The following is a 19309-nucleotide window of genomic DNA, read 5'->3' on the forward strand; positions in this document are numbered from 1 at the left end:
CCGTCACCAGCCGTTCCGCTCTGGACTGGGCCTCCTCGACGATGGTGGACGCCTGATGTTCCGCCGATTTCACCCGCTCCTCGGCGCTCTGCTGCGCCATCACCAGCGCATCCTGCAGGGAGTCCTTGAGCTCCGTGTATTCGCTGATCTGCTCCTCCAGCCGTTCCGCCCGCCGCTTTTCCTCCCGGTACTGTTCGGCGTAGGCGTGGATCGTCTCGGAGACCCTGTCGAGGAACTCGTCCACATCCCGAGGATCGTAGCCTCGGAGGGACCTTCTGAACTGCTGGTTCGCCACATCCATGGCCGTCAGAAGCTCCGTCACGGTTGCCCCCCCTCTCCCCGGGTCTGCGCGCCGCTCTCCCATTCCTCCACGAGCTCGTTGTCCGGGATGGCCAGAAAGACCCCCGGGGCCGCCCGGGTCACCGAACCCTTCAGGGCGAAGGCCGCCTTGCAGATGCCGTCCAGGGTCTGCTGCCCCGGCTGCCGGGCCACGCCGCGCAGGTCGACGAGGACCAGCCGGCCCTGGTGGAGGGCGTCCACAAGCTCCTCGGCCCGGCGGACGCACTCATCGCCGCGACAGATCACCAGTGCAGGCCCGACTTCCTCCGGTTCCGGCGGCACCTGCGGCTCCGGCGGCTTCGCGTCGCGCCGCTTCCGCGATTTCTTCTGTTCCACGGGCTCCTCGAACTCCTCGATCTCCTCGAGGATGCCCAGTTTCACCAGCAATCTCGCCAGCACGCCTTTTATCCTCCCCGTGGTCCGAATAGAACGCTTCCCAACCTGACCATGGTACTCCCCTCCTCGATGGCGCACTCGAAGTCGCCGCTCATCCCCATGGAGAGGATCGGCAGGGAGAGGCCGAAGCGTTCCGCCAGCCGCTCTCCTTCCCTGCGGAGAAGCCCGAAGGCCCGGGATGTCTCGGCGTCGTCCCCTGTCAGGGGCCCTACGGTCATCAGTCCGCGCGGGGAAATCCCCGGGCACTCCCGGAGGAGATGCTCGAAGAGCCTGTCGGACTCCCCGGGCGCTATCCCGTGCTTCGCCGATTCCCCGCTTGTATTCACCTCCACCAGAACCTCCACCGTCCCGTATTCCCCGGCCAGCTGCTGCAGCCTGTCGGCGAGCCGCTGCGAGTCCAGGCTCTGGATGAGTGCGAAGGAGGGCACCGCCTTCCTGGCCTTGTTCCGCTGGAGATGCCCCAGAAGATGCCACTCCACCGGAGGAAGATCGCCGGACCACTCCTCCTGTTTGGACAGCGCCTCCTGCACGCGGTTCTCGCCGAAGATCCGGATCCCCGCTTCGGCGACAGCTTGCATCCTCTCCATGGACTGGTATTTGGAGGCGGCGACAACGGTGATCTCCTCCCGATGCCGCCCGCAACGCTCACAGGCAAGGTCAATCCGTTCGCGGACCCACTCCACCCGCTCTGGTACCGATATTACCATAACTTGATTCTCCCTTCCCGCCCCCGCCCGGCGTCCTCGAGCACGATCTCCCCCGGCGAGAGCCCCTGTGTCACAAGAAAATCCTCTCTGGAGACCGACGTCCCCTCCACCTCGCGGAAGACCGCCTCCGCCCCGGTGACCACAAAGACCCCACGCCGCCCCGAACGGATGGTCACCGCACTCTGGGGGATCCGCACGCCCCGTTTCGGGCTGCCCTGGATGATCCAGGAGTGCACGCGCTGCGGCACAAAGGAAACGGGAAAGAGGGGGAGCGCGCAGAGCACCTTCCGCCGCAGTCCCTTCTCCAGGGCGATGCGCACCGTCGCCTTGACAGGCTGCCCTTCTTCCCAGGGGAGAACCAACAGCGAGCCCTCCCGGAGGCTCCGCAGCAGGGACGGCGTGGCCGGAACGTAGACCACGCCCCGCAGCTCCTGGGGCAGCACCACGATCTTCCCCAGGGGATCGCCGCGGCGCACCCTGCCCTCCTCGACCCGTCGCGGTGCCGGCGGGTCCGGTATGTCCCGGCATTCGCGCCAGAGATAGCTGTAGGTCCAGCGCTCCTCCTCCCCGTCGAGGCTGCGCGTCCAGTATCCCGCCGACGGGGCCCTGACCACCACCGATTCCCCGGAGGTCGCCACGGTGGCCAGCGCTTCCCCCTTCCGGACCCGCCGCGGGAAGCGTGCTCCCCTGTAGCGGACCATGCCGTCCATGGGGGCGGCGATCACCTCTTCGCGCCACACCAGGGCGATCTCCAGGGTGTGCCGCTCCTCGTAGATCCAGGGGGTGGCCCAGGTGATCTCGGGATGGATCGCTCTGTAGTGGCCCTGCCAGGCAAGAAAGAGCCAGGCACCGGAGAGGACGATCGCCGCGGCGATGCCCCAGTAGATGATCCCCCTCGGACGGAGCACCGCTCTCTTCCCGTCATCCCTTCCCTTCACGCCGGCTGTCACCCCATCCGTACGCACTCATGCTGTTTCGGTCCCATCCTATGATACACGGAGCTCCTCTCTTTTGCATGGCCGCCCCGGGGGACGGCCTCGTCGGGATGCATCCTGCATGCTGCCCGGGTTTTGATTGCGAAAAAGCCCCGATTGGAAGATCGATGCAAAATTTTTCCGAAATTTCTGCTTTACACCGACCGCTCAGGGTGTATAATGCCTCCATATTCCAGACTGGGGCTCCACAGGGCCCCATGGAGGTGTCGGGCATGACGGAACGACCATCGGCAAGCTTTGCGACCTATGTATTCCACAGACGGGCAATGGGCGAACGCCTCCCCAAGGAGGTCTACGAAAAGCTGATCGCTGCCACGGAAGGAAAGGAGAATCTGGACAGCTCTATCGCCGGCATCGTCGCTGCGGCGATGAAGGAATGGGCCATCGGCAAGGGGGCCACCCACTACACCCACTGGTTCCATCCGCGCACGGAGATGACCGCCGAGAAGCACATGGCCTTCCTCAACCTGGACGATCAGGGCTTCCCCCTGGAGTCCTTCTCCGCGTCGGAGCTCATCCAGAGCGAACCCGACGCCTCGTCGCTGCCCTCGGGCGGCATGCGCTCCACCTTCGAGGCCAGGGGCTACACCGCCTGGGATCCCACCAGTCCCGCCTTCGTGATCCAGAGCGAACGGGGCGGCACCCTCTGCATCCCCTCGATCTTCCTCTCCTACGACGGCACGCCGCTGGACATGAAGACCCCGCTGATCAAGTCTATCACGGCCCTGGAGGACCGAGCCTACAGACTCCTCAAGCTCTTCGGCAACAGGGGCGTCAAGCGGGTGCACGCCACGGTGGGGGCGGAGCAGGAGTACTTCCTGGTGGCCGAGGAGCTGGCCCAGCAGCGCCCCGACCTCATCTACTGCGGCCGCACCGTTCTGGGCTCTCCGCCGCCGAAGGGCCAGCAGATGGAGGACCACTACTTCGGCTCCATCCACCCCAGGGTGCTGACCTTCATGGAGGAGTGCGAGCAGGAGCTGTCCAAACTGGGGATCGTCATCCGGACCAGACACAACGAGGTGGCCCCGGGACAGTTCGAGTTCGCCCCCCATTTCGCCGAGGCGAACCTGGCCTGTGACCAGAACCAGATCATGATGACCACCATGCGCAAGATCGCCCGGAACCACGGTTTCCGGCTGCTGCTGCACGAGAAGCCCTTCAGCGAGCTCAACGGGAGCGGCAAGCACATCAACTTCTCGCTCCAGGACAGCGAGGGGCGGAACATCCTCCAGCCGCCGGTGGGGAACAACCAGAAGAAGAGCCTCCAGTTCCTCTCCTTCGTGGCCGCCCTGGCCCTGGGGCTCGCCCGGTACGGAGGGCTGCTGCGGGCTTCCATCGCCACTCCGGGCAACATGCACCGTCTCGGCGGCAACGAGGCGCCCCCGGCGATCATGAGCCTCTACCTGGGCGAGCTGATCACCGGTCTCCTGGAGGAGATCGAAGGGGGTGTCCCCGAGGACTTCTCGCTGTGGAAGGATCTCGACCACGGCCTCAAACAGCTCCCGGCGATCCGGATGGAGAACACCGACCGGAACCGCACGGCGCCAATCGCCTTCACGGGCAACAAGTTCGAGTTCCGCGCCCCCGGCGCACCCCAGTCGATCTCCGGGCCGCTGCTGGTGCTCTTCGCCATCTGGTCCTGGGGGATCGAGGAGATCACCCGGCGGATCGAAGCGCAGTCGGAGCAGATGGAGATCCAGGAGGCCACCCTGGAAGCGCTGCGCTACGCCACCCAGGAGAGCCGCAACGTCCGGTTCGAGGGCAACTGCTACACGCCGGAGTGGGTGGAGGAGGCGACGCGACGGGGCCTCCCCATCGCCCAGACCACCCCGGAGGGACTCCAGCTCTACGTGGAGCCCCAGAACCGCCAGCTGCTGGTGGACATGGGGATCATGACGGACCGGGAGATCTTCTCGTTCTACGAGACCCGGCTGGAGCAGTACGCCACGATCCTGGAGATCGACATGAACGTCCTCGCCTCGATGGTGCGGGAACAGATCCTGCCGTCGCTGTCGCGGCATCTGCTGGAGGAATCGCAGCTGCTGCAGCAGCTGCCCCACGAGGCCCCCAAGGAGGTGGGCAAGGCGGCGCTGAAACGGAAGGCCTCGCTGCGGGAGGAGCTGCTCGATCAGGTGGACTCCCTGGACTCCCTCCGCGAACGCTGCGAGGGACTCGGCCTGCAGGAGAAGGCCGAAGAGCTGACCCTGCAGGCGCTGCCGGTGATGGAACACATCAGCAGCCTCTGCCGGAACTGCGAGGAGCTGGTCCCCGGCTCCTCCTGGCCCTTCCCCCGCAAGCGGGATCTGGTGACGATGCGCTAGCGGCAGATCGCCGAACAGAGCGCGGGAGGGGGCGGCCTGTCGAGCCGCTCCCTCCCGCGTGGTGTTTCAGTAGGTTGACAGGAACCCCTCTTCATTCCGCTCCAGGACAAACCCCGTGGCGGCGATGAGAAAGGCCCGTGCGTCCGAAGCCGGTCCGGAGCGCCAGGTCACCTTCCAGGGGGTGCAGCCTCCTTCGGGGTAGCAGTAGCACTGGGTCTCCTCGGCGGCAGGGGCCCAGCCCTCGTAGGGGGGCACAACCTCCAGCTCCACCTTCTTCCACCGGAGGCCGGGCTCGGCGTTCTCCCTCCGGAGCTCGCCCTCCCGCCGCACCTGGACGGTGAGTTTCCCCTTCTGCACCAGGAGGCGCAGCTCCCGCCCCGTGTCCACCGCCCTCTCGGAGACGGCGGTGACGGTCCGCTGGAGATCCAGGAAGGGATCGCGCCGGCCGAAGGTGAGCCGCGGCAGGGCCAGGGCGGCCAGGACGCCGATGATGACCACCACCACCATGATCTCCACAAGCGTGAATCCCCGCCGCATGGGAGACCTACCAGTTGGTGACGTCGGCGTTGTCCCCTTCGCCCCCCTCTTCACCGTCGGGCCCGTAGGAGAAGAGATCGTAGTCCCCATGCTCCCCGGGGTTCCGGTAGACATAGGGGTTGCCCCAGGGGTCGGTGGGGGTCTTTTTCATATATCCCCCGTCGGGGTAGTTGTTCGGCTCGGGGGGCAGATCGGGTTTGGAGACCAAAGCCTCCAGCCCCTGCTCGGTGCTGGGATAGAAGCCGTTGTCCAGCTTGAAGAGATCCAGGCTCTGCTCGATCTCCTTCAGCTGCATCTCCGCGGCCGTGCGTTTCGCCTCCTCGCCGCGGCCGACAATCCGCGGGACCACAAGGGCCGCCAGGAGTCCCATGATGACGACCACAACCATGATTTCCACAAGGGTAAAGCCTCTGCGTCGGCTACGCTGGTGCATGACACATCCACCTCCAGAAGATTTTATCAAGCCACTCTCTGCACAACCTGCACGGGTTATCGCACAAGACTCGAGATATCGAAGATCGGCAGGAGCACCGCCAGCACCACAAAACCCACCACCGATCCCAGAAAGAGGACGATGGCGGGCTCCACCAGGTTGGCCAGCCGCTCCATGCGGGACTGGGCCATGGCCCAGTTGTTCTCGCCGGTCCGGCGGAGGGCGCCCTCCAGGTCCCCGCCGAACTCGCCGACGCGGATCATGTAGACCACATCCTCCTGAAACTCGCCCTGCTGCTCCAGCGCCGAGGCGAAGCGGTAGCCCTTGCGGACCTGCTCCTCGATGGCCTCCCAGCGCTGCCGGTTGGGATCCATGGCGGCCACCAGCCGCAGACCCTGGACCAGAGGGATCCCCGCCTCCAGCAGCGTGGACAGATGGGAGAAGATCAGCGAGATGGTGATCCGCTCCCGCAGGCGACGCAGGAAGGGCAGCACCCGGCGTTTGCCCCCCTTCCTGCGTTTCCGGTAGAAAAACAGCAGCAACAGGACGACGAGGGCCGGGATCAGCCCGGCTCGTACGGTATCGGAGATCACCAGCAGGATCCGGGTGGGCAGCGGCAGGGCCTGCCCCATGTCCTCGAAGAGGGTGGTCAGTTTGGGCACCACATAGGAAAGCAGGAAGACCACCACCCCCAGACCGACCACCAGCATGATCAGCGGGTAGGTCAGCGCCCCTTCCACCTTCCGCCGCAGCCCCAGCTCGAGATGGTAGAGCTCCCCGGCACGCTCCAGGATCTGCACCAGCGATCCGCTCTGCTCGCCGGACTCCACCATGCCCACCAGACCGTCCCGGAAGATGCCCAGCTCCCGCATGGCCGCCGAGAGCTTGCGCCCCTCCTGCACCGATTCGTAGAGACCGATGTAGGCCGTGCGCAGCCGTTTGTCCGGCGACTGCTTGCCCAGCAGATTCAGCGCATCCAGCAGCGTCAGGCCGCCCTTGAGGTAGCCCACCAGGCTGGTGCAGAAGAAGCTGTGCCCCTCCAGAGAGAGCGGCTTGAGGCGCCGTCGGGTCTGCTGCTGCTCCTCCCGGGCCTCCACCACGATGAGTCCCCTGGCTTCCAGCTGCTGGACCAGCGCCGACTGCGAGGCGGCCTCGGCATAGCCGGTCTGCATCTTCCCCTTGCTGTCGTAGGCGTTGTAGCGGTAGGTAGGCACGGCGGTCAGGCCTCCCCGACGACCCGGAGCAGTTCTTCGGGCGAGGTGATCCCCTCGCTGAGGCGCTGGAGACCGATCTCCCAGAGGGTCTTGAAGCCGCCTCTGGCCGCGATGCGCTTGAGCTCCACGGCGTTGGTCCCGTGGGCCACGGCGTCCTGCAGCTCAGGCGTGATCATCAGCTCCTCGTAGAGCCCCACCCGGCCGCGGTAGCCCGTGCCGTGGCAGTGCTCGCAGCCGCGCCCCCGGTAGGCCCGTTCGACGCTGTCGCGCAGGATCGGCGGCGGCGTCACGGCCTCCCTGCAGTAGGGACAGATCCGGCGGGCCAGCCGCTGGGCCACCACGCCGAGCAGCGAGCCGGCCACCAGATAGGGTTCCAGCCCCATGTCGGTCAGCCGGACCACGGCGCTGCAGGAGTCGTTGGTGTGCAGCGTTGAGAGCACCAGGTGGCCCGTCAGGGAGGCCTGCACGCCGATATGGGCGGTGTCGTAGTCCCGCATCTCGCCGACCATGACGATGTCGGGGTCCTGGCGCAGGATGGCCCGCAGCGACGAGGCGAAGGTGACGCCGGCCTTCTCGTTGACCTGGATCTGGGAGATGCCGGGGACGTCGTACTCCACCGGATCCTCCACGGTGATGATGTTCACGTCGGGGCTGGCCAGCTCCTGCAGGATGGCGTAGAGGGTGGTGGACTTCCCCGAGCCGGTGGGACCGGTGAGCAGGATCATGCCGTAGGGATGTTTGATGATCTCGCTCATCTTCGCGGATTCCTCGCCGCTCATGCCGAGGTCCTCCAGGGTCAGCAGCCCCTGGCTCTTGTCCAGCAGCCGCAGCGCGAGGCGCTCCCCGTGCTGGGTGGGGATGGACCCGACGCGGATGTCCACCGCCCGATCGCCGATGGTGATGCCGATCCTGCCGTCCTGGGGCACAAAGCGGTCGGCGATGTCCATCCGCGCCATCACCTTCACGCGGCTGGACAGCGGCGCCTGGTGCCCCTTGGGCAGCCGCATCTTCTCGTGGAGGACGCCGTCGATGCGGTAGCGGACGATCACCTCGTTCTCGTAGGGCTCGAAATGGATGTCCGTGGCCCGCTCCTTCAGCGCCTCCCGGATCAGACCGTTCACCAGCTTGATGACCGGCGCGTCCACCGAGTCGCTCAGGACATCCTCGCGGACCAGGCTGTTGAGGTCGTCCACCTCTTCGATCTCCCGGTAGTTCTCCTCCTCCAGGCCGCTTTTGAGGTCGTAGAGCGACCGGACCAGCGTGTCGATCTCCTCCCGGGAGAAGGTGGCCACATCCACAGCCTTGCCGGACGCCGCTCCGAGCAGCTGGGCCAGGGCGAACTGATCCATGGACGCCACGGCGACGGTGAGCATCTCGCCGTCGTCCTCTACGGGGCAGATCGAGTGCTGCCGCAGGTAGTCGAGGCTCACCGAGTCGGGAAGCATCTGGATGACCCGGTCGGCCGACGGAAGCTGCCGGACTGTCACTGCTGGTTCACCGCTTCGTAGTACAGTTCTTCGAGACGCTGCTGCACCTTGGCCTCCGACTCGCTCATGGGCTGCCTGTTGTTCTGGGTAGCCTTCTGGGTGTAGTCGCTGACGTCCTGGGGGGTTTCCAGGATATAGGGCGTCAGGAAGATCATCAGGTCGATCTTCTCCCGCTGTCTGGTTGTGCTGGTGAAGAGGTTGCCGATCAGGGGGATGTAGGAGAGCCCGGGCACCCGGCTCTTCATGCTCTTCTCGGCCTCCTTGATCAGGCCGCCGAGGATGACGGTCTGCCCGTCGCCCACCATCACGGAGGTGTTGATCTCCCGCTTGGCCGTCACCGGCGTGGTGGAGGTCTGGGCGGTGAGGACGTCCTCGGTGCGCTGTTCGATATCCAGGGCCACCAGGTCGCCGCCGCGCACGTGGGGGGTAACCTTGATGATCAGACCGGTGTCCTTGTACTCGTAGCTGTTCTGGACGGCGCTGGGGTTGGAGCTGTCGGAGGTGGAGGTCTTCAGCTGGGGGATCACCTGACCGACCTGCAGGGTGCTCTCCTGGTTGTCCGTGCAGAGGAGCCGCGGCATTGAGAGCACGTTGATGGCGTCGTACTTCCGCAGCAGCCTGATGTAGGAGTAGATCAGCGCCTTGCCTTCGTAGACGGTGGTGGTGTCTACCAGATCGCCGTCGCTGTCGTAGGTCTTCTCCTCTTTCTTGGTGAGCTCCTGGAACCAGTCGATGAAGGTTCCCGGCACGCCCTGGGTGTCGCCCATCAGGGCCTGGCCGGCGACAATGGCGTCGCCCTCCACGGAACCGCCCCAGGTGGCCCAGTCGACGCCGGCGTTTTTCAGGTTGGTGAGGTTCACCTCCGCCACCAGCCCGCGGAGCATCACCTGTTTGGGCTGGACGTCGATCTTCTCGATGATCTCCACGATGCTTTCGTACTGCTGGGGCGGCGCGGCGAAGATCAGCGAATTGGTGGGCTTGTCCGCCACCACGGTGGAAGGGAAGTTCCCCTCCTTGTCGGGGTTCAGCTTGGCCTGCACGGACATGATCTGGCTGAGCTGTTCGGCCACCTGGGTGGCGTCGGCGTTGCTCACGGGGTAGACGTGGAAGTTGCCGGCGCTGGAGGGCACATCCAGCTCGCCGATGATCTTCCGCGCCTCCCGCAGCGCCGTGTTGTCGCCCACCAGCACCACCTTCCGGCTGGCATCGTCGGCGATGGCCTGCAGTCCCGCCAGGGGGGAGGTGCTGTCCTTGGCGATCTGCGAGAGATGGCCGGCGATCAGATTGGGGGCCGTATGCTGCACCTTCACCGCCTCGGTGCGCTTGATGCTGCCCGACACGTCCACGGCGTGGAGCACGCTGACCGCCTGCTGCACGTCGGTGGCCTTGCCGGAGAGCAGCAGACTCCGCCCGGAGCCGATGGGCGTGAGCTGCAGCTTCAGGTGCCGCCCGGAGGCCTTGATGGCGTTGATGGCGAATTCGGCGCTCACGTACTCCAGGGGCACCACCTGCACGACCTCCTCCTCGCCGTAGCCGGGGCCCTGTTTGCCCTTGCGGACCTCGTTCTCCGTGCTGGGGCCGTACTTGGCCGGCACCACCTTGCTGTAGCCGCCGCCCATGCGCTGCAGCGAGAGACCGTTCATCTCCAGCACCGAGAGCATCACCTGTTTGGCCTGCTTGATGGTGAGCGGCCGCTGCGAGATCAGCGTTACCTCGCCCTTCACGGAGGGGTCGACGACGATATTCTCCCGCGTGAGCTCGGACATGAAGCGGATGAACTTGATGATGTCAAGATCCTTGAAGTTGAATTCCACCCTGCCGGTCTCCCGCATCGCCCGGGCGGCGCGGACAAGCTTCTGCTCGTCCTGCAGAGGTTCCTGTGCATCGAGGGGGGCGCTCTGTAGCACGAGCAGCGCGGCAATCAGTATCGCCAGTGTCGCCAAACCCCCGGTACGCGGAAACAGTCGCATCGTCCATCCTCCTATACAAGTTGGTTACGGCAGGAACAGCGTAACGCTCCTGGTTCCCGAGCGGACCTGCAGTCGTCGGTACTCCAGCTGCCACATGCCGCCGAAGACATCCTGGGTCTCCTGCTCCGTCTCCCATTCTACATCGCCGCTGGTTCCCCGGTCGGCCACACGGGTGGTGAGAAAGTCCATCTGCAGGGCTTTCGCGGCCTCCAGCACCTGCTGCTGTTCCTTCACGGCCGTGACGGCCTGCTGCGAGACGATGCTCAGCCGTAGCCCCGCCGTCGCCACGAGGGAGAGGATCGCCACGGCCGCCAGCACCTCGATCAGGGTGAAACCCTGCCTTCCGTGCTGTCTACAGGTGTACCAGCCTGGGGCCCTCTTTGCCAACCGCCATTTATCTGACCACATAGTCGAGCTCCTGGGGGCTGCCGTCCCGCAGTACGGTCACCTCGAACTTGCTCCCGTTCATCATGGAGTTGACGGCGTTCATCACGTCCCCCATGTTGCGCAGCGGAACACCGTTGATGGCCTGCACTACGTCCTTGGGCTGGACACCCAGCGCGGAGAGGACGCTGTCGTCCTGGAGGCTCCGCACCTCGATGCCGGCGGGCTTGCCGTCCTCAATCCTGGGGACCAGCCGGACCTTATTCAGCTCATCCATGGGATTCATGAGCAGATTGTTCACCAGGTCCCGGGCCACAACGCCGGCCTGTCCCGACGAGGGCGCCTGCACCTGCTCGCCGAAGTTCTCGTTTTCCGCCTCGGCCCTCCGCTTCTGTGCCGAGGAATCGTTGTTGCTTCCGGAGGAATCGGCTCCCTTGGCACGCTCCCCGGAGGCGCTGTAGTGGAGGATGTAGCTTTCGTTGTCCCGGGAGAGCATGGCATAGGTCAGAAAGACCTCGTCGAGGCGGTAGCCCTGAATGGTGTCGCCCAGCAACACCAGGGATATCCCCTTGCCTTCCCTGACCCAGGCCCCCACGCCGGGCAGTGTCCCGGCGAGGAGCAGGTCCTTGAGGGGAACGATCTCCGGTTCCCTGTCGGCAGGCTTCTCCTGTCTGGGCTCCGGTTCCTTCTCGGGATGGGGGGCCACGCCGAAGGGCTCTTTGACGACAAACTTGGACAGCCCCAGCGGAAGGGTGTTCTCCCGGCCGCTCTGCTGTTCCGGCGGCGCCGCCAGGATGCCCGTCCGCCTGGCTTCGATGATGGGCCGTTCCAGCATGTCGGCCAGCAGCGTGGCGCCGGACCACCCGACGGTCCAGGCGAGGAGAATCAGCAACGTCCCCCAGACCAGCCGCTCCACCAGCTCGCTGTTCCGGGCGATGCTCTTGAAGGAAAGGCGGCGGAACCACTGGTTCCCCCGTACCCTCTGGATCAGTCTATTGAACATGGCGCTCCAGCCTCCACTCCCCCGAGTCGGTCCGGGTCAGGGGCATCTGCATCGCTGCGGCCTGGAACAGGGTATCGAACTGCTCCGGCGCGCTGATCTCCAGGGCGCTCTCGCCGAACCTGGGACCGTCGAGAAGGATCTCGGTATGCCCCTGCACGGCCAGTTCGCCCCGGATGCGCATGTCCCCGAAGGAGAGTCTGCCCGGCCGCACGCCGGCCAGGAAGATGCCGTTGTCCCACCCCATCTCCCGGCCTCCGAAGAGGGCCAGCCGCCCCGGGCCGAGGGTCACCTCCGCCACAAGCCGTCGCTGCAGCAGGCTCAGCAGGGGTTTGGGATGGACGGCCAGCCGCTGCAGCCGCACCTCGCCCACGGGCGTCCTGACCCGGAGCGCCCGCAGGGCGATCTCCGGCACCACCAGCCCCTGGGCCTCCACCTGGCCCACCTCGGCGTAGATCCCTTGCTCCGCCGCCGTGCCCGCCCCTCTGTAGAAGGCGTATTCGGTCACCCGGGCCCAGGGGAAAAAGACAAGAAAGCTGAACAGGGCGACACAGAGCAGCCCGGCTATCCCGCCGACCCACAGCATCCACCGTTTCATTGGCGCACCTCGAGAAGCATCTGCATCATGTAGAGCCGTTCTCCTTCGGTCCGGGTGCTCCGGAGGGTCAGCCCGGCGACCAGAAAGCCCCGGTCCCGCACACCGCGGAGCAGGCCGAGCACCCCGTCGCCGTAGAGCCCCTGCAGCTCCAGCGAGATCCCCCGCCGGGTGCTGGAGAGCTGCTGGACCGCCGATTTCACACCCACCTCCTCGAGGATGGCCGACACCGTTCCCAGAGGATCGTCGATCTCGCCGGCGGCTCCGTTGTCGGCAGCCCCTCCCTGCTGGTTCTTGTACTGCTCGACCACCTGCACCAGTCGGTCGAACCGACGCTCCTGGAGTTCCACGCGGGCCGCGGCGTCCTCCGCTCTGCCCATGAAGGAGCTGCCGGCCACAAAGGCCACCAGCACGGCCAGGAGGATGAGCGCCAGCCGCCGCGCCTCGGGCGTGCTGGTAAGGAAGTGCCGTATCCGCTGGAGCTGTTCCCGCAAGTCCTGGTTCATGACTGGGACCACCGGATACTCAGGGTGAACCGCAGCTCGCCTCCCGGGACCTGCTGGATGTCGCCCAGCTGGGTCTCCGGGAAGTTCTCCTGCAGATTGTCGCGGAGGTAGCGGATATTATTCATCTCCCTTGCGGTCCCCCGGAGCTCGGCGCCCTCCGGGGAGTACTGGAGGAACTCCATCTGGAGATCGTGGTTCTCCGGCAGCGATCCCCAGGCGTTCCCCAGCGCCGCCAGAACACGCTGGGCCGCCACGCCCCGGCTCTGGGATTCGTCTCCCTGCAGCCGGGCCCGGGCCTGGCTCAGGGGATCGCGGACCGTTCCGCTTCCCGGGAAGGTCTCCCGGTACAGCGCTTCGGCATTCTGCCGGATTGTCTCGACCAGGCGGTCGGTGGTGCTCCAGGAGTAGAAGGCGGTCCCGGCGAAGACCAGGGCCACCGCCGCCAGGACCAGCGCCGCCTTTCTGGAAAAGGCCAGCAGATGCTCGGTGGCCAGCACGGCGTGCAGCCCGGCGGAGGAGATGTTCATCTCCCCGATGGGAAGCCTTTCGTCCTCCTCCAGCGCCCTGCAGCCGGCGGCGAGCCGGTCGACACAGCCATCGTCCTCCCCGGCGAGATCGCAGGTGGCCGTGGTCTCCACCTCGATGCCGTTGGCTCGGGCCAGAGCAACCAGGGTCTCCTCCTCCTGCTGGAGGGTCTCCCCGGCTCGGGGCCGCCACCGGTAGAGCCGGGGGATCCCCTCTTCGAAGAGCATGGAGGTGATGTAGGCCTCGCCCGCCGCAACGGCAAGCCCGCCGCGGTCGAGCTCCGCTCCCAGGGGAAGCGGCAGCGGCCAGACCAGCGCACCCGTCCAGTGTTCGAGGATGCGGTCCAGTCTGTTCAGTTCCTCCCGGGCCACCACGAAGGCAACCCCCGACACCCCCTGTCCCTGCCGCTCGGTGATCAGGGGGAAGATCTCCATCCGCTGGGCACCGCCCGAGAGCGGCTGCAGCTGCAGCGTGAGCGCCTCGCGGATGCGGCTGACATGCCGGAAGGGGAAGGTGAAGGGATGGAGGGAGAGGGTCCTGAAGCCATAGAGGATCACCCCCCCGTTTCGGCGCAGGGAGAGATCCAGGGGCTCCCCGCTTCCGGAGCGGTAGACCTGCTCTCCTTCCAGGATATAGAGCGTGTTCTCTGCATCCATGATCACATTTCCTCCCAGTGGACCAGGGAAACGCCCCGGGAATCCTTGGCCAGAACGGCGCGGAACGCCCGTCTGCCCCCCCCGGACCCCTCCACATACATCTGCACCTCGAAGTGGGTGCTGGTAAAGGCAAGGGTGTTCATCAGTCGGGGGGTCAGCTCCTGGGGATACCCCGGCACGACCTCGAGATCCTTCCAGTCACGGAGCGGCCTGTCGCTCCGCTCTTCGACAATGTATTCGGCGATCCGGCTGTCCAGACGGCTGTCCAGCAGCGACAGCACATGGGCCGGGGCGATGTTGACGTTCACCGTCCCGTCGGACCAGAGGCTCACGTAGTCGGCCAGCCCCTTCGCTCCGTTCTCCCCGCCGTAGAGCAGCTCCTCGGTGATCTCCGGACATTCGATAAACTGCGAGATGTCCGCCACGGGGCCGTTGGGGAAGAACTCCCGCTCCGAGCTGCCCAGACGGGACTCGGTGTTGGTGTCCAGGAAATCCAGGAGGATCGACGCCGCCTCGGTGCGCCCCAGGCGTTTCCAGGTTTCCTCCCAGGGGTGCTGCATCTCCCGGCGCAGGGTCTCGCCGTCGGGGAGAAAGAGCTGGTTCACCGGGATCCTGTCGTTGAGCGGCTGGAGGGAGAGCTTGACCTGCCAGCCGTCGGCGAAGGGGAGCAGGAAGACACCGAACCACTCCTCCTGCATGGAGTCGTAGTTGTTCTTGTCCAGCGCCAGTCCGCGGCCGATGTTCTGCAGCACCACCCGCGCCACGCTCCGCGCCTGCACCGCAAAGGTCTCCCGTTCGAGGCGCTTCATCTGCACCCGGCTGAACCAGGCGAAGGCCACGGCCCCGGTCATGAGGATCGTCGAGGCCAGCAGTACGGCCACCAGGACGAAACCGGACCGCCTTTTCTGGAAGGGGGCGCTAGATATCCGGAAAGACAACGGCATAGCTCGTTCGTGCTCCCTCTCGCTGCAAGGCGATCCTGACCCCCACCGGATAGGCCCCCCGGTATTCGTCGGACCACTCCTCGCCGGTCCGCACCCGGACCCGGAGCCCCGTGACATCGGGGAGCACCAGCTCCCCCTCCTCGGGATCCAGGGCCTCCAGGTCCACCTGCGCCGGGTTGTCGCCGGGGAAGAACCACCGGTAGAGCCCCGGAACGATCCGCCGGACCAGATGCTCCCGGACCACGGCGTAGACCACCGTGCCGGCGATCTTGCCCTGTTCCGTCCGGCGGACGCTGAGCCCCGCAATCATGTCGTCGGCGTCACCGCCGAGCTTGTCCCGGTGCCGGACGATCAGCGCCGTGTCGAGATGCGGCGGCGTGGCCCGACGCAGATCCCGGCCGATCTGCTGCGCCGCCAGCCGCTGGGCCTGACGACCTCCGAACTCCGTTTCCACACGGCGGAGCTGGGAGACCACGTGCACCAGGGGAGCGAAGCCGACGGCGGCCACCACGCCCACCAGGGCGATGACCACCATGATCTCGATCAGCGTGAACCCGGATCTTCTCATGGACAGGGCGGCCCCTTCAGAGCCCGCCTCAGGAGCCGTCGGGTCCCGACGAGTCCTTCGGCTTCCTCCGGATGGTGTAGCTCCCCGGTTTGAGATAGTCGGTCAGCTCCTGCAGCCGGTCCTTCGCGCCCAGCATGCCGTAGTACTTCATCAGCCGGCGCAGCTCGCGGCTGTGCGGACGCTTCCGGAAGTAGGCGTCGAGCCGGGCGACGCCGCTTTTCAGGATCTTTTCGTTCTCGGCGGCCTGTCCCAGGGCGATGTAGTGGTAGGCCATCTGCCGCTCGGCATTGTCCCGGAAGAGCAGCGCCTCGCTGGATTCCTTGATCAGCCCGCGCTGTGTGGAGGCCTCCCTGGTCCGGACGGCCACAGCCAGCTTCCTGTCGGCCACCATGCCCTGCCCCAGAAGCACCAGCCCGATCAGAGCGCTCGCCACCATGACGACGCCCATTGTCCGGTTCAGCAGCGGCCGCCGGAGCAGCTCCGCGAGCCGTCTGGGGGTGCGGAGCAGCTCGGGATTGGCCAGCGCAAAGCCGAAGGAGAGCCACAGGGCATCCTCAATACGGTGGAAGGGCCGGGTCCAGAGGGCGTCGAACCAGATCATCGAGAGCAGGGCGTTGCCGTAGATCGCCTCCAGCGAGAGCGCCTGACGTCTGAGCAGCGCCCGGAAGTAGGAGATCAGCCACCAGAGCACCAGCCCCACCAGGATCATCCCGCCGACGACACCGGCCTCGCAGAACCACTGGAGATACTCGTTGTGCGCCCAGTTGGTGAACTGCCATTTCATGCCGTCGAAGCGGTCGAACATCTTCCGCTGGGCCTCCAGGTAGTTGAGCTTGAAGTGGCCCAGGCCGACGCCCTCCCAGGGCTGTTCGGCGAACATGGTCCAGGAGGTGGCCCAGATGCCGTTCCGGCCGCCGATGCGGCCCGGGTCGGAGACCATCTCCAGAAAGCCTTTGAACTTGCCCATCCCGTGGCCCGTGACGACGATGCCGCCGAGGACGACCAGCAGCAGCACCAGGAGGCTCATCACCTTCCTGGGATGCCACATCTGTCCGGCCCGCCAGAGGCCCACCACCAGCATGACGATCCCGCCGATGAAGGCGAGGATCGACGAGCGGCTGCCGGTATTGAGCAGCGCCCAGATGATCATGGGCATGAGACCGATGGCGAGCCAGTGGGCAACATGGAGCGATCTCTTCCCGGTCTCCTTGAAGGTCTCGGTGAGCCAGAGGTAGAAGAGCCCCAGCAGCGAGATGGCGCACCAGAGGCCGAACATGTTCTTCTGCCCCGTATTGCCGATATAGTGGCCCGGCGTCTGGGCAATGAAGGGGATGCCCGAGACCATATCCCGTGCCTGGAGTTCGGCGAAGACCATGTTCGTCGCCGCGTTGAGCCCGGCAAAGAGGAGGATCCACTTCAGCCAGGTCTTCCACACCTGGCGGTCCGCCGAACGGCAGAAGAGATAGAGCCCGAGCATGGAAGCGAAGAAAAACCACTCCCGGATAAAGGTGGGGATCGAGGTGAGGTCCGCCCAGAAGGGCTGGACGGTGATGTAGAGCAGGAGTATGAACCAGATAAAGCCGAATCCCTCGAGCCTGAATCCCACCCGCCCGGGACCGTAGCGGATCAGTCTGTAGCCGCCGACGAGAGCCATGACGGCCACCGGGGTCATGGCCACCACCCACTTCATCAGGTGGAGGGTCTGGAACCAGTAGGTCCCCGAAAAGATGATGTTGGGAAGGGCGAGGCTCACGATAGCGAGGTAGACCAGGAGTCGTTCCGGAACCGCCGGAAGGATCTGCGGCTCCTCCGGTGCCGTGCGCCCGCGTTTGGTCTTTCTTGTCTCTTTGGATGCCTTCATCCCGTATTTGCGTTTGGCCACCAGCGCATCACTCCTCTTTCTCTTCAGACGGTGCTTCCCCTCCGTTCTCCGCCGGCGGCGTCTCGGGGGGCGCCTTCCGCAGCTGCACGTTCAGTTCCACCACCAGGTGGGTCTGGTCCAGCTCCCGGACCTGCCAGCGTATGGGCATCCCGCTGCCCTGTTTCGTTTCGATAAAACGCACCAGCTCCTGAAGGAACTCCCCCTCGCCCCCTCCCTGGGGCACAGCGGGGTCCTCCTCTCTGTGCGTCTCCACATGCGGTGCCGCCTGCTCTTCCGGGGACGGCGCGTGGTCCCGTTCCTTCAGCGACCTCACCCGCTTGTCCAGGGCGTTCGTGGAGAGGCCGCGGTCCGCCGCCTCCTCGGCCAGCCGGCGCTGCTGCTCCGCATCAAGCCCCAGAAGGGTCCGGGCGTGCCGCTCCCCCAGTCTGCCCTGTTCCACCAGCGTCTGCACGGCGCCATCCAGCTGCAGCAGCCGCAGTTTGTTGGCGATGGCCGCCTGGGAGCGTCCCAGCCTGCGGGCCAGGGCGCTCTGGGTGATCCCGGTGCTGTCAAGCAGCTCCCGGAAACAGCGTGCCTCCTCAATGGAGGAGAGGTCGCGGCGCTGGATATTCTCCACCAGGGCGAAGAGCTGCTGATCGCTGTCCGAAGCGGGGATCACCGTCGCCGGGACCCGCTCGAACCCCGCCATCCTGGCGGCGCGGAGCCGTCGCTCACCGGCAACCAGCTCGTACCCGTCATCGCGCTCCCGCACCAGCAGAGGCTGGAGGATGCCCACCGACCGGATCGACGACGCCAGCTCCTCCAGCGCCCCGCTGTCGAAGTGTCGTCTGGGCTGTCTGGGATTGGCGACAATGCGTTCCGTTTCTATATTCTGCAGTTCCATGTCACCTTCGTGCAATCGCGTTCGCCCCGTTTTCATAAAATGGACCAGGTCCATCGGATTTCCTCCCGGCGAGTCTTCAATGAGGCATTTTCCCACCGACGGATGCATGAAACAACAGTAAACTCACGCATTGGAGTACCCGTACTAATGGAAAAAATCCCCGCCGCTGAACCGGGCGTACTCCTTGAGAAAGACCAGCTGCACGGTTCCGGTCGGGCCGTTGCGGTGCTTCGAGATGATCACCTCGCCCCGGGTATCCTCCTGGTTGGGATCGGGGCTGGGGGCGTAGTACCCGGGTCTGTACAGCAGGACCACCAGATCGGCGTCCTGCTCGATGGCGCCGCTGTCACGGAGGTCCGAGAGCTGCGGCCGCTTGTCGTTCCGCTGTTCCACCGCCCGGGAGAGCTGCGACAGGGCGATCACGGGGACGTCGAGCTCCCTGGCGACCCCCTTCAGGGCGCGGGAGATCTCGGCCACCTCCTGCTGCTTGCTGTCGGTCCGCCGGGAGAGGCGCATCAGCTGCAGGTAGTCCACGATGATGAGTCCGATATCCTTGGCCACCGACTTGAAGCGCCGGCAGCGGGCCCGCAGTTCCAGGGTGGACAGATCGGAGCTGTCGTCGATGTAGATCGGCGATTCGCTCAGCCGTCCGGCCGCCTCGGCCAGCTTGTCCCAGGCGCTCTGGTGGAAGGTTCCCGAACGCAGATCGTGGATGTTGACCTTCGCCTCGGAGCCGAGCAGGCGCTGGACCAGCTGCTCGGCGCTCATCTCGAGGCTGAAGATCAGCGAGGCCTTCCCCTTGGCGATGGCGGCGTGCTGCGCCAGATTGAGGGCGAAGGCGGTCTTCCCCATGGAAGGCCTGGCCGCAATGATGTTGAGACTGCCGGGCTGCATGCCGCCGGTGATGCGGTCGAAGTCGGTGAAGCCCGTGGAGGTACCGGTGACAGGCTCGCCGCGCTGGTAGTTC

Annotated in this window: 19 protein-coding genes and 1 pseudogene; 1 reads left to right on the forward strand and 19 read right to left on the reverse strand. The window is 65.8% G+C overall.

What is annotated here, in order from left to right; genetic code table 11:
* The 4 genes from K9L28_07115 to K9L28_07130 form a co-directional block, all read right to left on the reverse strand.
* The coding region (locus K9L28_07115) for a DivIVA domain-containing protein (GenBank protein MCF7936092.1) at positions 1 to 322 on the reverse strand (322 nt) is incomplete at its 3' end.
* The gene (locus K9L28_07120; GenBank protein MCF7936093.1) at positions 319 to 738 is read right to left on the reverse strand and encodes a cell division protein SepF; all 420 of its coding nucleotides are present in this window, start codon (positions 736 to 738) and stop codon (positions 319 to 321) included. The genes K9L28_07115 and K9L28_07120, both read right to left, overlap by 4 nt.
* Positions 739 to 743: 5 nt before the next feature.
* A complete protein-coding gene (locus tag K9L28_07125; protein ID MCF7936094.1) occupies positions 744 to 1442 on the reverse strand; it encodes a YggS family pyridoxal phosphate-dependent enzyme in 699 nt (232 codons plus the stop codon).
* Positions 1436 to 2380, reverse strand: a complete 945-nt coding sequence (locus K9L28_07130) for a hypothetical protein (protein MCF7936095.1) — start codon at positions 2378 to 2380, stop codon at positions 1436 to 1438. Before K9L28_07130 ends, K9L28_07125 begins: the two co-directional genes overlap by 7 nt.
* 269 nt (positions 2381 to 2649) lie before the next feature.
* Between K9L28_07130 and K9L28_07135 the strand changes: the two genes are divergently transcribed.
* Entirely contained in the window at positions 2650 to 4758 is a 2109-nt protein-coding gene (locus K9L28_07135; protein MCF7936096.1) for a glutamine synthetase III, read from the forward strand.
* Positions 4759 to 5211: 453 nt separating this feature from the next.
* On the opposite strand, the pseudogene K9L28_07140 reads toward K9L28_07135, so the two are convergent.
* From K9L28_07140 to dnaB, 15 genes and pseudogenes are all read right to left on the reverse strand, one after another.
* Positions 5212 to 5295, reverse strand: a pseudogene (locus K9L28_07140) (prepilin-type N-terminal cleavage/methylation domain-containing protein).
* 7 nt (positions 5296 to 5302) lie between these two features.
* On the reverse strand, positions 5303 to 5728 hold the full coding sequence (gene gspG / locus K9L28_07145; GenBank protein ID MCF7936097.1) for a type II secretion system major pseudopilin GspG: 426 nt from the start codon (positions 5726 to 5728) through the stop codon (positions 5303 to 5305).
* 56 nt (positions 5729 to 5784) lie between these two features.
* A complete protein-coding gene (locus K9L28_07150) occupies positions 5785 to 6900 on the reverse strand; it encodes a type II secretion system F family protein (protein MCF7936098.1) in 1116 nt (371 codons plus the stop codon).
* A 47-nt stretch (positions 6901 to 6947) separates the two neighbouring features.
* Positions 6948 to 8387, reverse strand: a complete 1440-nt coding sequence (locus K9L28_07155) for a GspE/PulE family protein (GenBank protein ID MCF7936099.1) — start codon at positions 8385 to 8387, stop codon at positions 6948 to 6950.
* 38 nt (positions 8388 to 8425) lie between these two features.
* Positions 8426 to 10399, reverse strand: coding sequence for a type II secretion system secretin GspD (gspD, locus tag K9L28_07160; GenBank protein MCF7936100.1), 1974 nt, complete (start codon positions 10397 to 10399; stop codon positions 8426 to 8428).
* Between the two features lie 24 nt (positions 10400 to 10423).
* Positions 10424 to 10786 (reverse strand): type II secretion system GspH family protein, encoded by a 363-nt coding sequence (locus tag K9L28_07165; GenBank protein ID MCF7936101.1) that lies wholly within the window; start codon positions 10784 to 10786, stop codon positions 10424 to 10426.
* 7 nt (positions 10787 to 10793) lie between these two features.
* The gene (locus K9L28_07170) at positions 10794 to 11786 is read right to left on the reverse strand and encodes a PDZ domain-containing protein (GenBank protein MCF7936102.1); all 993 of its coding nucleotides are present in this window, start codon (positions 11784 to 11786) and stop codon (positions 10794 to 10796) included.
* Positions 11776 to 12381: a hypothetical protein gene (locus K9L28_07175; protein MCF7936103.1), complete on the reverse strand. Its 606-nt coding sequence runs from the start codon at positions 12379 to 12381 to the stop codon at positions 11776 to 11778. The genes K9L28_07170 and K9L28_07175 overlap by 11 nt, the downstream gene beginning before the upstream one ends.
* Positions 12378 to 12884, reverse strand: coding sequence for a hypothetical protein (locus K9L28_07180; GenBank protein ID MCF7936104.1), 507 nt, complete (start codon positions 12882 to 12884; stop codon positions 12378 to 12380). The genes K9L28_07175 and K9L28_07180 overlap by 4 nt, the downstream gene beginning before the upstream one ends.
* Complete coding sequence (locus tag K9L28_07185; GenBank protein ID MCF7936105.1) at positions 12881 to 14065, reverse strand: hypothetical protein; 1185 nt, start codon at positions 14063 to 14065, stop codon at positions 12881 to 12883. The genes K9L28_07180 and K9L28_07185 overlap by 4 nt, the downstream gene beginning before the upstream one ends.
* Before the next feature lie 2 nt (positions 14066 to 14067).
* Positions 14068 to 14946, reverse strand: coding sequence for a general secretion pathway protein GspK (locus tag K9L28_07190; protein ID MCF7936106.1), 879 nt, complete (start codon positions 14944 to 14946; stop codon positions 14068 to 14070).
* Positions 14947 to 14983: 37 nt separating this feature from the next.
* Positions 14984 to 15577, reverse strand: a complete 594-nt coding sequence (locus K9L28_07195; protein ID MCF7936107.1) for a type II secretion system GspH family protein — start codon at positions 15575 to 15577, stop codon at positions 14984 to 14986.
* A gap of 28 nt (positions 15578 to 15605) precedes the next feature.
* Positions 15606 to 17459, reverse strand: coding sequence for an O-antigen ligase family protein (locus tag K9L28_07200; GenBank protein MCF7936108.1), 1854 nt, complete (start codon positions 17457 to 17459; stop codon positions 15606 to 15608).
* A 7-nt stretch (positions 17460 to 17466) separates the two neighbouring features.
* Positions 17467 to 18450 carry a ParB/RepB/Spo0J family partition protein gene (locus K9L28_07205; protein MCF7936109.1) on the reverse strand — a complete coding sequence of 328 codons (984 nt, stop codon included), beginning with the start codon at positions 18448 to 18450 and terminating at the stop codon, positions 17467 to 17469.
* Positions 18451 to 18486: 36 nt separating this feature from the next.
* Positions 18487 to 19309 (reverse strand): replicative DNA helicase (gene dnaB / locus K9L28_07210; protein MCF7936110.1); only part of this gene is annotated, 823 nt, incomplete at its 5' end.

Source organism: Synergistales bacterium (genome assembly GCA_021736445.1).
Taxonomy (GTDB): domain Bacteria; phylum Synergistota; class Synergistia; order Synergistales; family Aminiphilaceae; genus JAIPGA01.

What these genes read in the sequence shown, in the direction of transcription:
- K9L28_07125 (MCF7936094.1), bottom strand. Translation starts at nt 1,442, where the DNA reads ATGGTAATATCGGTACCAGAGCGGGTGGAGTGGGTCCGCGAACGGATT.
- K9L28_07135 (MCF7936096.1), top strand. Translation starts at nt 2,650, where the DNA reads ATGACGGAACGACCATCGGCAAGCTTTGCGACCTATGTATTCCACAGA.
- gspG (MCF7936097.1), bottom strand. Translation starts at nt 5,728, where the DNA reads ATGCACCAGCGTAGCCGACGCAGAGGCTTTACCCTTGTGGAAATCATG.
- K9L28_07150 (MCF7936098.1), bottom strand. Translation starts at nt 6,900, where the DNA reads ATGCAGACCGGCTATGCCGAGGCCGCCTCGCAGTCGGCGCTGGTCCAG.
- K9L28_07155 (MCF7936099.1), bottom strand. Translation starts at nt 8,387, where the DNA reads ATGCTTCCCGACTCGGTGAGCCTCGACTACCTGCGGCAGCACTCGATC.
- gspD (MCF7936100.1), bottom strand. Translation starts at nt 10,399, where the DNA reads ATGCGACTGTTTCCGCGTACCGGGGGTTTGGCGACACTGGCGATACTG.
- K9L28_07170 (MCF7936102.1), bottom strand. Translation starts at nt 11,786, where the DNA reads ATGTTCAATAGACTGATCCAGAGGGTACGGGGGAACCAGTGGTTCCGC.
- K9L28_07175 (MCF7936103.1), bottom strand. Translation starts at nt 12,381, where the DNA reads ATGAAACGGTGGATGCTGTGGGTCGGCGGGATAGCCGGGCTGCTCTGT.
- K9L28_07180 (MCF7936104.1), bottom strand. Translation starts at nt 12,884, where the DNA reads ATGAACCAGGACTTGCGGGAACAGCTCCAGCGGATACGGCACTTCCTT.
- K9L28_07185 (MCF7936105.1), bottom strand. Translation starts at nt 14,065, where the DNA reads ATGGATGCAGAGAACACGCTCTATATCCTGGAAGGAGAGCAGGTCTAC.
- K9L28_07195 (MCF7936107.1), bottom strand. Translation starts at nt 15,577, where the DNA reads ATGAGAAGATCCGGGTTCACGCTGATCGAGATCATGGTGGTCATCGCC.
- K9L28_07205 (MCF7936109.1), bottom strand. Translation starts at nt 18,450, where the DNA reads ATGCATCCGTCGGTGGGAAAATGCCTCATTGAAGACTCGCCGGGAGGA.